Below are 14,357 nucleotides of genomic sequence, written 5' to 3'. Positions count from 1 at the left end.
AGGCTCGAAAGGTAAGTATGATTTGGGCGGCGACCATGCCAGCCACATCCCGGCACACGAATCTGCTGCTACCGTTGCTCCCTTCCGGGCCTGGCGGGGTTTACAGCGTATCGTTGCGAGAGGACCGACACGGTCACCATTAAAACATCAGCCGTACTGGCTAAAGGACGGCCATTATCGTTGAATCGGTTTAATAACACAAGCTGAAATGAAATATGTTTTGCAAAGCTGATGTTATGTATTGTCCACGAAAAACACGAAAGGCACGAAAAAGCTTTATAGCACAAGTTGTTCGACTGTTGCGTACGGTAGTTTAGTAACTGAATTTTATACGCTCCCTTTGTGCCAACCTTCCACCTATTATTTTTTTTCGTGTCTTTCGTGGACTTTGTTTTTTTACGGATCCGGTTCTTGACGGGAACGATCTTAACCCGGCCAAATAATTACCGCCGTCCTGAGCCGGTTCTTGCCGAAACTGGACATCCGGTCGAAATCCTCGCAGGCAATAGGAATAAACTGGCAATCGATTTCGCTTTGCCGTCCTTCTTCGGGGTCCGGATCGTGCATGTACAGGCAGTCGTCGTCGAAGCCGCTCATCACCACCCAGTGCGGGGCTTTTTTGCGATCCATTTGAAATGTGCTGATCAGGATCAACGGTATCGCCCCGGACTTGAACGCGCTGATCAGGTCGTTCTGGCTGATATTGGCGTAATGTATCTTGATGCCTTGTTCAGTCGCCTCGCGCTTGAAGCAGTTGTCGACCAGTTCCACAACCTGTTTTTTTTCCTCATTGCGCACGCCGTCGATAAACAGCGTTCCGGTCTGGTTAACCCAGACTTCCACCGTAAATTGCCGCCGCTTTGCCGCCAGCGCCAGACCTATCGGGTGGCAACCGCCATGTCCCGAAGTCATGAAGATGGTGGTGGCTTCGCGCCACAGGTTGATCTCTTCTTCCTGCGAGGGCTGATAAGCTCTGTTCAAGCCGTGCATCGCCATCATCAGCGATGCGGGGCCGCAGGTAAACGGCGTGGTTTGTCTTATCCAGTGTACCGACCGGTGTTGCAGGGTATCGCGATAACGGCGGATACGTTTCTGGTAACGCAACGCGTCTTTGTGATCCTCATAGTAATCGCGGTAGATGCCGAATTTCTGGTAGCCCAGCGTTTGGTAAAGCTTGATCGCCGGAGTGTTATCGACGCTGACTTCAAGACGCAGGTACAGTCTTCCGGCATCATTGGCGGCCTGTTCGCCTGCCGCCATCAACAGTTTGGCGACGCCTGTGCCTCTTTGCTCGGGCGCAACGGCCAGCGAGTAGACTCGGGCCAGCCGGGTGCCGGGATGATAAATAATAAGCACATAACCGCTAATTACATTTAATTGCTCGGCAACCAGCAAGGCGCGATGCTCTGCGCTTATCCAGTGTTTGAAACTGCGCCGGCTTAACTGGTCGGTATCGAAACAGGTTTTTTCGAGGGCTACCAGCTGATCGAGATCGGCTAACAGGGCGGGGCGGATTAAAATACTCAAGACGATACTCTCTGCAAGGCTTGCGCAATCACCTGTCTGGCACGGAACAACACCATTTCCTGCCAGGCCCGATCATCGGGGCAAAAATGACGGCGCATGACTTTGCTGTGTTCCAGGCGGGCTTGTTGGTTGTCGGCTTGCGCCCACAGTTGATGGTCGCGAAGCAAGATTTCAAATAGTTGATCGGTGCTGAAAGTGCCGAATTCCAGGGTGATGTAGCAACTGCGGTCATTCATGATCGCGTGCCAGGCATAATCCAGCAGTCCTGTTTTCGGCACCGAACTGGACGTGCCCAACAACGGCAATGCGACCGAATCGCCGTACCAGTTTTGGGCGGCACGCGTTCCGGCACTGTCGGGCTGATGATCGCAAATGATTTCACCATAGCCGTAAGAACCCAGGCCGGTGTGCAGGTCGATGACCGCCAAATCCCGCTGTTGCAGTGTGTGTTGGCGCATCAGGTCTTCGCAGACCCGCCTGCCGTGCGCGGGCGCTTTGCCGCCGTAAAACGGCCCGGACGGATCGCTGTATTGCCCGGCGCTGATCGCTTTTTCCAGCGCCACGCGGCCATGCTGTTGCTCGAACCCGGCAAGGTCGATTTTCCGTTGGGCGGCATCCGCTAAATACAGAGTATCTTTAAGCAAGGCATAGTCTTTGTTTTCAGGCAACGGCCTGGAAAAATCGACGATATTGCGGTTAAGATCGACGCCGTCCGCATCGCAACGCCGTTGCCAGGCATAGCCCCACGGCGTCAGCGCGTGGACCATCAACACCGCGGTATCGGCCGGAATAACGGACAGGCCATCGGCAAGCAAACCCAGCTGGTCTATTTGTATCGCGCTGCCCGCAAAGCCTTCAATGCCGTGCGTTCCGCCGAGCAAAACCAGCACTTTTGCTGCGTCTTCCGGGCCGATCCAGACCGTGTCGGTAACCAGCTCTTCGCCTTCAGGTCCGACGCCTTTGCATGGATAAGGCAGGCATCGTGTGTGGCAGGATAATTGATTTAATCGCGCCAGCCAGCGTCGCCGACCGGCGGCATAGCGGTCGGGAAAAACGGCGGTATCGATAGCGGCAAGAGGGAGACAATAAGACATAACGGTTTCCTGAAAATTTTTCTTGGCATAGCCTTAAGTTAAGTTAATCATGACATATTTTTCAATACCCATAAAAACTCCTTGTGCAAACAACTGACTGGTTCCAGAATTAAGCCTCATCTTACTACAGGATCTTATTGTTATGGCGCGTACCCTTCTGGTTGTTGATGATCTTTCCGACTGGAATCCTTATTATCCCAGCGACCAGGTCATCACCTTTGAAACCTATCTTGCGACCGAGCAAGGCGAGTCGCATCAGCGTGTCCGCATCATCAATCTTTGCAGCAGCTACCGTTATCTTTCCGACGGCTATTACTGCTCGTTGCTGGCCGAGGCCAGAGGCCATCACGTGATCCCTTCGGTTAAAGTGCTGAACGATCTGGGCAAAAAGGCGCTGTACCGGCTACAGCTTGACGACTTGTCGCAGACCCTGGAACGCGCATTTAAAACCACCGACAAGGACAGTGAAATCACCTTGATGAGCTATTTCGGCACCACGCCGGACCCGGTTTTTCAGGAACTCACCAGACTGCTGTTTGAGCGCTTTTCCTGTCCGATTCTGGAAGTGACGTTGCGCTGCAAGCAGCAGTGGGAAATTATCGGCTTAAAGGCCGTTTCGCACCGGCACCTGGATGATGCGATGCAAACCGTTTTTGCCGACGCGCTGGATAAATTCAGCACCAAAGTCTGGCGCAAGGGACGCACCCGTAAAGCGGCGCGGTTCGATTTGGCGATACTGGTTAATCCCGAAGAACAATTGCCGCCGAGTAACCGCGGCGCGCTGAAAAAATTCATCAAAATCGGCAGGGAACTGGGCATTGAAATAGAACTGATAACCCAGCAACATTACATACGCCTGCCCGAGTTTGACGGCTTGTTTATACGCGAAACCACCAGCATCGATCACCACACCTACCGTTTTGCCAAAAAGGCCGAGGCCGAGGGGTTGGTCGTTATCGACGATCCGACGTCGATGCTGCGTTGTACCAATAAAGTCTATTTGGCTGATTTATTCCGCACCCATCGTGTGCCGACGCCCAAAACCTGGCTATTGCACAAAGGCAATGCCGCCCACCTGGATAGAGTCGAAGCGGAAGCCGGATTTCCGATGGTAGTAAAAATCCCGGACGGCTCCTTTTCCCGCGGCATCGTCAAAGTGCATGACCGCAAAGAGCTGGAACTCAAAGTGGATGAGCTGTTTCAAAAATCCGCGCTGCTGTTGGCACAGGAATTTCTCTATACCGATTTCGACTGGCGCATCGGTATTTTCAACAACAAGGCTTTATATGCATGCCGCTATTACATGGTTAAAAACCACTGGCAGATATACCGTCACGGCGAAAGCCGGATCGATACCGGCAGTTTTGCCACCTTGCCGACTTTTGAGGTTCCCAAAGCCGTGCTGGACGCCGCATTAAAAGCGACCTTGCCGATAGGCAACGGCTTATACGGCGTGGATGTTAAGGAAAAAGACGGCAAAGGCTATGTGATAGAAGTCAATGACAACCCCAACATCGACAGCGGCGTCGAGGACAAATATCTGGGCGACGAACTGTACCGGTTGATTATGACCGAGTTACTGCGGCGCATGGAAAATCGCAGTAAAGGGATAATAACGTTGTAGGCTGGAATAATAGGTAGTTGAAGTAAAATATAAACTTTTCAGAACTAGACGAAACATTTTAAAGCGGAGAAAACTATGTATGCATGGGTATACGATCCACACTCTGGCGGAGTCAAGATTCCCGCAGCTGTCCGGCAACGCACCGAGCGGCGGATTCGCTCCTATGCTGAGGCTCATTATGCCGGAAAGTTCACCCGCTTAGAAATACGCTTTCGCGGAGTGTTCTGTTACATCGACGCTTACACTGATCCTACAGAACCTGCTGAGTCGCTGCTTCTCATCACGGGGGAGACGCGTGAACAGTACCTTGAGCGGTGCAGGAACATACCGCTACATTTGTGCCGGTTACGTTACTTTGAGGAGGAACGATGGAGCATGGCCTTTTTTACCTACAGCAACGAAAAATATGAGCCGAGCGTATTTAATACCGGGAGTTTCGAAGGGACACCGGAAGAAGGATTCGAGACATCAGCAATCTACCTTCAAGACTTTTGATATTGTTCCAGATGAGTTCGAGCTGGTTCCCAATCTCCAGATTGGGAACCCAGAAGACGAAGCTCCAGCTTCGTGAAACGGGAAGCTGGAGATTCCATAACTGAATTCCCAGGCTTGAGCTTGGGAACTAGCGACACACAAGGATAAACAGATGTCGATTGAAGTAATCAAATCGCAAATCGATAATTTTTTAAGTAATGAAATTCCAGAAGTAATGGCTATTAAAGGCAGTTGGGGAATAGGAAAAACTTATAGCTGGAACAAGTTTCTTTTAGAAGCTAAAGAAAACAACCGAATTACGCTCAAAAAATATTCGTATGTTTCTTTGTTTGGCATTAATTCCTTGGATGCATTTAAGTACGCAATTTTTGAACAAATAGTAGATCGTAATTTGATAGGCACGGAAGCCAATATCGAAACTTTTAGAAATAATATTGTTGGTGCTTCGACAGCATTAGGAAAAAAAGGGCTTGATTTCTTTAAATCAAGAAGTACAACTCATGCAATTGAATCATTCGCCTTTCTATCACTTAGCAACACCATAATCTGTATTGATGATTTGGAGAGAAAAGGGAAAAGCCTTGATATTCAAGATGTTCTTGGCTTGGTGTCCCTGCTGAAAGAACAAAAGCAATGCAAAGTTGTATTGCTTCTCAACGATGGCGAAGAAGGGTTAGAAGCTTACATTAAGTATCGTGAAAAGGTTGTTGACTTTGAATTGGAGTTTTTGCCTACTGCGGAAGAGAGTGCGAAAATAGCTTTTGATGGCACAGAATTAAATGAGTATGCAGCCGAAATTTTAGAAGAATGCACTATAAAACTTAATATCAAAAATATCCGCATTCTGAAAAAAATTGAACGACTTGTTAAGCTCATTATTCCTTATCTTAAGGAATATGAACAGGAGATTACCCATCAAGGAGTTCACTCGTTAACCCTTTTCTCTTGGTGTTACTTTTGCCATAACACTGACGAAGCGCCTTCTTTAGATGTTCTTATTAATCTGACAAACTTTTCTTTTGAAAAAAGTTTTGAAGCAGACGGTGATGAGCATAAAAAGTGGAAGTCAATAATTCATGACTATGGATATAGAGAGACGGACGAATTTGATTTATTGCTTTCCACATCAGTTCGGACAGGGTACTTCATTGAAGGTGAAGTCAAGGCTAAAGCCGCGAAAAAGAATAAAGAAATAGTTGCCTCAAAATCTGAAGGATCATTTCATAATGCTTGGGATTTGTATCACGAAAGTTTTGACGATAACCAGAATCAAGTTATTACAACGCTTTATAAGAGTTTCAAAAAGAATGTAAAAAATATATCGCCTGGCAATCTCGATGGAACAGTCTGTCTTTTTAGGGAATTAGGTGAAAATGGTAAAGCTGAAGAAATAATTGATTTTTATATTGATGCCAGAAATGTAGAAATAGAGCTATTTAATCCAGATTCACACTTTTTTGGCATTAAAGATAGTTCAATGAGTCAGAAATTTAACGCTACTTATCATTCATCTGTTCTATGTGAAGAAACTACTAAACAGGTATTGGAGCGCCTCTCAGGAAAAAATGGATGGAATCAAAAAGATGAAATAATTCTCTCAAATACTACTGTTGATCAGTATTACGAAATATTTAAATCCACTAAAGGTAGGTATAAGCGCTCATCTTTCATAAACACCTGTCTACAATTTGGACGCTTCTCAAATGCTAGCGACCAACAAAAGGAAATTGCCAATAGAGCAACGGAAGCATTGAAAAGGATAGCAAAGGATAGCGAAATTAATAAATCAAGAGTCATTCTATATGAGATTCAAGTTGATGATGAATAATCAACCCACTAACCCATGCTAGCCACCCTCGTCCGTTTTTCCATCCGTTTTTACGGTATCGTCATCGCGCTTGCGCTATTAATTCTGCTCTACGGCAGTTATCGCTTCGCCACGGCGGGTCTGGATATTTTTCCTGAATTTTCTCCCAAGCAGGTCATTATCCAGACCGAATCGCCCGGCCTTTCTTCCGAACAGGTTGAGGTGCTGGTGACCCAGCAAATCGAAACCTCGATCAGCGGCTTGATCGGCATGAAATCGGTACGCTCGGAATCCATCCAGGGGCTGTCGATTATTATCGCGACCTTTGCCGAAGACAGCGATGTGTACCGCAACCGCCAGCTGATCAGCGAGCGCTTGTCCACGCTGACGGGACAGCTGCCGTTGGGCATTACGCCGGTTGCGATACCGTTGTCCTCGTCTTCCGCGACGGTTCTGACCATCGGCTTAAGCAAGGACGATCAGACCGACTTAATGGCTTTGCGCAGTCTGGTCGACTGGACGATAGTGCCGCGCTTGAAGGCTGTTCCGGGCGTCGCCGACGTGAATGTATTCGGCGGCGACATTCAGCAGTTGCAGATTCAGGTCGATCCGCTGCAATTGCATCGCTTTAACCTGACGCTGGAGGACATTATTTTGGCCGCTTCAAAAGCCGGAAACATTCAGGGCGGCGGTTTTATCGAAAACAACAACCAGCGCTTCACCTTGCAGGTGACGGGACAGCCCGCCACGCCGGAACAATTCGCCAAGATTATCGTCAAGCGGGAGCAGGGGCGTAGCGTTACCTTGGGCGAAGTCACTACGATTGGCTATGCGCCGGAACCGCCGATCGGTGCGGCGCAAATCATGGGCAAGCCCGGCATCGTGATGATGGTGATCGGCCAATACGGGGCCAATACCTTGTCGGTGTCCAGACAGGTCGAGCAGACGCTGCACGAGTTCGAGCCTATTTTCAACAAACAGGCGATTAACTTTTACTCGCACCTGTTCCGCCCCGCCGATTATATCGAGCGCTCGCTGAGCAATTTGTCCGGGCATTTGCTGATCGGCGGCTTGTTCGTGCTGATTATCCTGTACCTGTTTTTGTTTAATTTCCGCACTGCGTTTATTTCCGCGCTGGCCATTCCGGTGTCGTTGATCGGCGCGGTCATTGTGCTGCTGGAAACCGGGGTCAATCTCAATATCATGGTGTTGGGTGGCTTGGCTATCGCGTTGGGCGAGGTGGTCGACGATGCGATTATCGATACCGAAAACATTTTCCGGCGCTTGCGCGAAAACCGCTTGTTAGACAAGCCGCTGCCGGTAGCCGATGTGGTTTATAGCGCCTCGCTGGAGGTGCGGAGCTCCGTGGTTTACGCCAGCTTCATCGTCGCGCTGGTGTTTGTACCGCTGTTGACCTTGAACGGCGTTGCCGGACGCTTGTTTGCGCCGCTGGGCTATTCCTACATTCTGGCGATTTTAATGTCGCTGCTGGTGGCGCTGACCTTAACACCGGCGCTGTGCTATGCGTTGCTCGGCAACGCTGATCTTGTTAATGACGATCCGCCGCTGATCAGGCGTATCAAGCCGCTATACAAGGATTTGTTGGGCAAGGTTTCCAGGTATTTCAGGCCGGTCATGATCGGCAGCGTTATCGTTTGTCTGTCGGGCTTGCTGGCTTTTTTCAGTCTGGACAGCAAGTTCCTGCCCGAATTGCGCGAAGGGCATTATATTGTCCACACCACCAGTATTCCCGGCACCTCGTTGCAGGAGTCGATCAGAATCGGCAGCAAGCTGACCGAGCAGTTTATGGCGATTCCCGGCATACAATCGGTATCGCAATGGGCGGGCAGGGCAGAGCGGGGCGCCGATACTTACGGCAGCCATTACAGCGAGTACGAAGTGCGGCTTGAGCCGATGTCGGGATCGGAGCAGCAGCAGATCAAGGACAGGTTGCGGGCGACCCTGGTCGGTTTTCCCGGCATTTTGTTTGAAGCCAACACCTTTTTGACGGAACGGGTCGACGAGACTATTTCCGGTTACACCTCGCCGGTGGCGGTTAATATTTACGGCAATGACCTGAATCAGCTGGATGCCAAAGCAAAAGCAATTGCTGATATTATGCGCGACATAGACGGCGCTACCGATGTGCAGTTGCGCTCGCCGCCCGGCACGCCGTTGCTGCAAATTGTGTTGAATTTAGATCAGCTCAGCTTCTGGGGCGTGTTACCTGCCCAGATTGTCGATACCTTGCAAGCGGCTTACGAAACCCGCGTGGTCGGCAAAAACATTCAGGGCAACAAAATCTATAACGTTGCGGTGACCTTAACGCCGGAGCTGAGACAGCAGCCCGAATCGATAGCCAAGTTGCCGGTCAGGACGCAGGACGGGACAATGATCGCGCTGGAGCAGGTCGCAGAAATCAGGCATGCGGCCAGCCGTTACAACATCCTGCATCAAGGCTCGCAGCGGCGGCAAACCGTCACCGGCAATGTGATCGACCGGGATCTGGATGCTTTTGTCGAAGAACTTAAGGCGCGGGTGTTAAAGGAGATTCCGTTCTCTGCGGATAGCTATCCGGAATTTACCGGTGCGGCGGTTGAGCAGGCGCAGGCGCGGAAAGAATTGATCCTGCATTCGCTGCTGGCCGGAGCCGGGGTGCTGATTTTTGTTTATATCGCGATCGGCAGCATCCGCCATGTGTTGCTGACCCTTGCCAACCTGCCTTTTGCGCTGATCGGCGGAGTTGCGGCCGTGGTGTTGACCGGGGCTACCTTGTCGGTCGGCTCGGTCGTCGGTTTTGTGACGCTGTTCGGCATTACCGTGCGCAACAGTATTATGTTATTGTCGCACTATCGCTATCTGGTCGAGGTCGAAGGCAAGCGCTGGAATCTGGACACTGCAATACTGGGCGCGCAGGAACGCTTGCCGTCGATCCTGATGACCGCTCTGGTCACCGCGCTGGCGATGTTCCCGATCGCGTTCAACAGCGATAATCCGGGTCGAGAAATCATGGGGCCGATGGCTGCGATCATCATCGGCGGCCTGACCTCTTCGACATTGCTGAACTTGTTATTGCTGCCTGCCATTTTGCTGCGTTATGGAAAATTTAACAGCCAAACTGATACCGATAGATAAAGGCTCGGAGACGATTATTCTGCTGCATGGCTTGTTCAGAACCAGCCGCAGCATGAATAAGGCCGGCGAGCTGCTGGCCGCCTACGGCTATAACATCATCAATGTGGATTACCCTTCGCGTAGCGCGGACATCGGCGCCTTGGCGCAACAATACATCGGTCAGGCCTTGAAACAATGCGCTACGGAAGGCGTTAAAAAAATCCATTTTTTGACGCATTCGATGGGCGGCATTTTGTTGCGTGATTATTTGGCAAACCAAGCTATCGATAAATTGGGTCGGGTGGTGATGCTGGCTCCGCCCAACCAAGGCAGCGAAGTCGTGGATAAACTCGGAAGTTGGCGGCTTTTTTACTATTTAAACGGCCCGGCCGGATTGCAGCTGGGTACCGGTAGCAACAGCGTGCCGAATCGGCTTGGCCCGGTGAATTTTCAGCTTGGGGTTATTGCCGGTAGCAAAACCGCCAATCCATTTTTATCAAGGCTGATTCCCGACGTCAACGACGGCAAGGTGTCGGTAAGCAGGGCGCAGGTGGCAGGCATGCAAGATTTCATCGTGATGCCTTATTCCCATCCGTTTATCATGCGACGGGTGGCGGTCATAGAGCAGGCGTTGCATTTTATTCAGCAGGGTTATTTTGCGAGATGAGTTGCGTCTTAAGTTGATGCGCAGGTGTTAGCCCTGCTTTCTGCTTGGGTTATTCGACATTAGCTCGGCTCGAAGAAGTTCACACATTTTTACCGCCGAATCGCGTTCATTTTCGATTTTTTTAAGCTCGTCCTTAGCCATTAAAACTTCAAATTCAAGTTTGATGGAGCGCCTGAACCACTCATTGCCTGATGATTCAAGCACCTTGTTTTTTTGTATTAACTCAAAAATACGTTTGTTTGAATGGTCTAAATGTGTCGCTACGACTTGCAGTTGGTTTTGAACGATGAAAAGAGAGGCCAGGCTGTTATTTATGCCTTCGCTCATTATAGCTTGAGCCTTGAAACTTTGGTTTAATGCCTGGGTTTTTTGGTTAAGCTCGCCCTCAAGCCGTTCGATCTTTTTTATCGCGGCGTTATATTTTTCGCTCACTCCGGCGGCTTGTTCATTCATATCAACCAGAGCGTTGCCGTGTTTTTTAGTGAAATTGAACATAATGGGACATTTTTTTCACATAGACGAAAGTGCATTAATCTAAAAAATTCGGTCGGTATTGTGCAGCTGTCTGTAGGATAGAGAGCTTGGCTTCTGCAATCAATAAGCGCGATTACCTAGAATGAGCTAGGGCAAAAAAGCATCGCCCCAGATACATCGACTTGGGTAAACTATTCGTGTCAAATGACCAAAAAACCTGACTTAAACGCTCCGGCACGGTACTGGAGCGTTTGAGCTGTGAAGCGGGGATAGGCATATCGGCGTTTATCAGCCAAATCGGTGTCACCGTGTTCTGATTTTCTAACTGCTGAGCCGTTAGAAATAAAGTAAAATAACCGCTTTTTAAAATATTACTCCGTAGAAATACGCAGACAGCAAAGGTATACATGAAGAATTATAAAATCGCAGTGCTAGCCGGTGACGGTATCGGCCCGGAAATTACTCGGGAAGCCATCAAAGTTCTTAAGCTTGTTGAAGAGCGTAACGATGTTTCGTTCGAGCTGATGCCGGCCGCTTTCGGTGCCTGCGCCTACTTCGAATTTGGCGATGCCTTTCCGCAATCGACTATCGATATTTGCGACCAGGCCGATGCCATTCTTAAAGGCCCGATTGGTTTGAGCCATGAGCAATCCAAAACCATTCCTATTGATAAACAGCCTGAACGCGGTGCGCTGCTGCCGCTACGTCGTCGTTACAACACCTACGCAAACTTTCGGCCGGTTTTTTTGCCCAAAGCCCTGGCGCATTTTTCGCCGCTAAAGCCGGAAATCATCGGCGAGGGCATTGATATAATGATAGTTAGGGAGCTGGTCGGCGGTCTGTATTTCGGAGCTAAGGAAACCGGCATTAACGAGCAGGGCTTACGTTATGTCAAAGAAACCCTGGAATACGATGAACAGCAAATCAGCCAAATCTTGCATCAGGCATTCAAACTCGCCCAAAAACGCAAGAAAGTGCTGCACAACATTCATAAAAGTAATGTGCTGAAATCCAGCGTCTTGTGGAATGAAATACTCGATGAAGTGGCTAAAGACTATCCCGACGTGGAAGTGATTCATCAGCTGGTGGATTCTGCCGCGACCAACCTGTGTCTAAAGCCGACCCAGTATGACGTAATGGTCATGGAAAACATGTTTGGCGACATCCTCAGCGATCAGGGTGGCGGCCTGTTAGGTTCTCTGGGCTTGATGCCGTCTGCCTGTATTGGCGATGAAAAAGCCTACTATGAGCCGTCGCATGGCTCCGCACCGGACATCGCCGGGAAAAATATCGCCAATCCTTATTCGATGATCGGTTCGGTTGCGATGATGCTGGAAAACAGCTTCGATATGGCCGCAGAAGCCAAGAATGTCTGGGATGCGATGCAAGGCGTATTCGGCGACGGCTACTCAACCGCAGACCTGTCCAAGCCGGGCAGCGGCGTTAAGATGATCAGCACCGAACAGTTCGGTGACAAGGTTGTTGAAAAGCTGAGACAGATGCCAAGGGTGCCGGCGTAGGTTGGGTTGGCGATAGAGACTGTGAAAGAATGAATGAGTGCGGCATAAAAAGCACTATTAACCATGAGGTTCATGAAGGATATGAAGAAAAGACCAAGTTAATCAGTGGATTAAATCTTCATGCTCTTCATGTGCTTCATGATTATTTCTTCTATATCGAATACTTTCACAATGTCTCGATAGGGTAACCCAGCAATATTCAAGGCAAATGTTGGGTTACGGCTACCGTTACCGCCTAACCCAACCTGCGGTGCTATGCCTACAGCGCTATGTAACCGACATAAGCCCGGTAAGCAGCAATAACGGACAGCATCAGAAAGATAGTCCCGCTGATCTTGTGCAGCAATATGAGCGGAACTTTTTTCAAAATAGTGCGCCCGGCCAGAATTCCCAGGGCGGAGGTTGAGGCGAGTGCGATTGTCGAACCGAACCATACGGCAACAGGTGCTGCGGTGCTGCTTAAGCCGACGACCGCCAGCTGGGTTTTGTCGCCGAATTCAGCCACGGTAATCAGTAAAAAAGTGGTGAAGAAAATACCATGACCGCTTTTTTCCTTAACCTCCACATTTTCATCTTCAGATTCTATCCGCAAGGAATGAATGCCGAACGCGGCAAACAGGACGGCGACGATAGTCGCGACAATATATTCCGGTAACCAGCTGGCAATGGCAACGCCAAAAACAACGGCAAGGGTGTTTAAAAAGGCAAAAGCCGAAATAGCGCCCAGTAAAATCGGCATGGCTCTGTGTCGGGATGCTAGCGTCATGCACACTAGTTGGCTTTTGTCGCCAATTTCGGCGGCTGCAATCAGCACAAAGCTGGTCGCCGCCGTGGCTGAAATTTCGCTAAAGTTGTCGGCGCTCAGTAACGATAGCGCTTGGTGGAAAGAGCCTTGAAGGCTTTGAAAAATATGTGCTGTACTCAGTGATGTTAGAAAATGTTGTAAGTAGCTTTGAAGTTGATCCATTTTGTTTCCTGTGTCCGCCGTAGCAAGGCGCCTACAGAGCACCCTGCAACGGCGTGGATAGGTAGGGTATTAGCCCAGCATGTTGTCCAGGGTCATCATAATAATGAAGCCGATCATTAAGGCAAAGGTAGCATAACGCGAACGACCATCGGAATGGGTTTCGGGAATAATCTCTTCGCTGATCACAAAGAGCATGGCGCCGGCGGCAAAGCCCATGGCTACCGGCAGGATGGGTTCGAACACGGTAACCATGGTGATGCCCAGCAGGCCGCCCACCGGTTCCACCAGGCCGGTTAGCGTGGCAATACCCACGGCTCGCCACTTGTTGTAACCCAGTCCGACCAGGGGCAGGGCGACGGCCAAACCTTCGGGTATATTTTGCAGGGCTATCGCAATAGCCAGAACCACGCCGTTTTTCATTTCCCCGGAACCAAAGCTGACGCCGACCGACATGCCTTCAGGAAAGTTATGGATGGTGATCGCAATGATGAACAGCCAGACTTTTTTCAGGGAACTCAGATGAACATCGGAAACGGAATCGAAATGCACATGCGGCAGTTGGCGGTCGGCATAATGCAAAAACAGGGCGCCGACCAACATGCCCAGGGACACGATGTATATGCCTTTTCCTGGCCAGATTTGATTGCCGTAGGCCATGCCGGGAACCAGCAGGGAAAATGCGGTCGCTGCCAGCATCACGCCGGCGGCGGCACCGAGCATGCTGTTGAACAGGTTTTTGGATATGTCTTTGAAAAACAGGGCCGGTAAGGCGCCAAGGCCGGTAGCCAGTCCGGCTAAAATACTGGCAAAAAAACCGATAACCACAACCCGGCCGAAAATCAAATACAAGCTGCCAAATACGATTAGCTGTGATAACAGGAATAATCCCGCCACGGTCGCCCAACGTTTGAGCGGCGGCATAGCCAGCAGTTTTTGATAGTTTTCGCTGGATTTTATCGCGGCTACTTGATTTTCAAAATAGCGTTGCCATTGATTTACAGTCTTTGTGGTTAAGGTCATAAGATTTACCTGTATCGGCTTTTGTTTTGGGATGTGCGCGAGGCATTA

The 14,357-nt window shown here is 49.8% G+C and carries 11 protein-coding genes and 1 other RNA gene; 6 read left to right on the top strand and 6 right to left on the bottom strand.

Going from position 1 to position 14,357, the window contains the following annotated elements:
• Positions 1-33 precede the first annotated feature (33 nt).
• The 3 genes from ffs to RW114_RS02730 all read right to left on the bottom strand — a co-directional run bounded on the left by ffs (position 34) and on the right by RW114_RS02730 (position 2,621).
• Positions 34-130: signal recognition particle sRNA small type (gene ffs / locus RW114_RS02740), an RNA gene on the bottom strand.
• 296 nt (positions 131-426) lie between these two features.
• On the bottom strand, positions 427-1,527 hold the full coding sequence (locus RW114_RS02735) for a peptidase C39 family protein (RefSeq protein WP_340121179.1): 1,101 nt from the start codon (positions 1,525-1,527) through the stop codon (positions 427-429).
• The gene (locus RW114_RS02730) at positions 1,524-2,621 is read right to left on the bottom strand and encodes a DUF2817 domain-containing protein (RefSeq protein ID WP_340121178.1); all 1,098 of its coding nucleotides are present in this window, start codon (positions 2,619-2,621) and stop codon (positions 1,524-1,526) included. Before RW114_RS02730 ends, RW114_RS02735 begins: the two co-directional genes overlap by 4 nt.
• Positions 2,622-2,763: 142 nt before the next feature.
• Between RW114_RS02730 and RW114_RS02725 the strand changes: the two genes are divergently transcribed.
• The 5 genes from RW114_RS02725 (at position 2,764) to RW114_RS02705 (ending at position 10,328) form a co-directional block, all read left to right on the top strand.
• Positions 2,764-4,245: a RimK family protein gene (locus tag RW114_RS02725; RefSeq protein ID WP_340121177.1), complete on the top strand. Its 1,482-nt coding sequence runs from the start codon at positions 2,764-2,766 to the stop codon at positions 4,243-4,245.
• 75 nt (positions 4,246-4,320) lie between these two features.
• Positions 4,321-4,740, top strand: a complete 420-nt coding sequence (locus tag RW114_RS02720) for a hypothetical protein (protein ID WP_340121176.1) — start codon at positions 4,321-4,323, stop codon at positions 4,738-4,740.
• Between the two features lie 151 nt (positions 4,741-4,891).
• A complete protein-coding gene (locus tag RW114_RS02715) occupies positions 4,892-6,568 on the top strand; it encodes a hypothetical protein (RefSeq protein ID WP_340121175.1) in 1,677 nt (558 codons plus the stop codon).
• 15 nt (positions 6,569-6,583) lie between these two features.
• Complete coding sequence (locus RW114_RS02710; RefSeq protein WP_340121174.1) at positions 6,584-9,682, top strand: efflux RND transporter permease subunit; 3,099 nt, start codon at positions 6,584-6,586, stop codon at positions 9,680-9,682.
• Positions 9,645-10,328 (top strand): esterase/lipase family protein, encoded by a 684-nt coding sequence (locus tag RW114_RS02705; RefSeq protein WP_340121173.1) that lies wholly within the window; start codon positions 9,645-9,647, stop codon positions 10,326-10,328. Before RW114_RS02710 ends, RW114_RS02705 begins: the two co-directional genes overlap by 38 nt.
• Before the next feature lie 27 nt (positions 10,329-10,355).
• On the opposite strand, the gene RW114_RS02700 is transcribed toward RW114_RS02705, so the two are convergent.
• Positions 10,356-10,823, bottom strand: a complete 468-nt coding sequence (locus RW114_RS02700) for a hypothetical protein (RefSeq protein ID WP_340121172.1) — start codon at positions 10,821-10,823, stop codon at positions 10,356-10,358.
• Positions 10,824-11,209: 386 nt separating this feature from the next.
• Between RW114_RS02700 and leuB the strand changes: the two genes are divergently transcribed.
• Positions 11,210-12,322 (top strand): 3-isopropylmalate dehydrogenase, encoded by a 1,113-nt coding sequence (gene leuB, locus RW114_RS02695; protein WP_340121171.1) that lies wholly within the window; start codon positions 11,210-11,212, stop codon positions 12,320-12,322.
• Between the two features lie 259 nt (positions 12,323-12,581).
• Here the strand turns inward: leuB and RW114_RS02690 are convergent, their stop codons facing one another.
• Together RW114_RS02690 and RW114_RS02685 are read right to left on the bottom strand one after the other, a co-directional pair.
• The gene (locus RW114_RS02690; RefSeq protein WP_340121170.1) at positions 12,582-13,289 is read right to left on the bottom strand and encodes a TMEM165/GDT1 family protein; all 708 of its coding nucleotides are present in this window, start codon (positions 13,287-13,289) and stop codon (positions 12,582-12,584) included.
• 69 nt (positions 13,290-13,358) lie between these two features.
• On the bottom strand, positions 13,359-14,309 hold the full coding sequence (locus tag RW114_RS02685; protein WP_340121169.1) for a ZIP family metal transporter: 951 nt from the start codon (positions 14,307-14,309) through the stop codon (positions 13,359-13,361).
• Positions 14,310-14,357 lie beyond the last annotated feature (48 nt).

The sequence above is a fragment of the Methylobacter svalbardensis genome (genome assembly GCF_037671525.1).
In the GTDB taxonomy this organism is placed as follows: domain Bacteria; phylum Pseudomonadota; class Gammaproteobacteria; order Methylococcales; family Methylomonadaceae; genus Methylobacter_A; species Methylobacter_A svalbardensis.
Note: the sequence above shows the minus strand (reverse complement) of the source record. Positions and strands in the feature narration are given on the sequence as shown.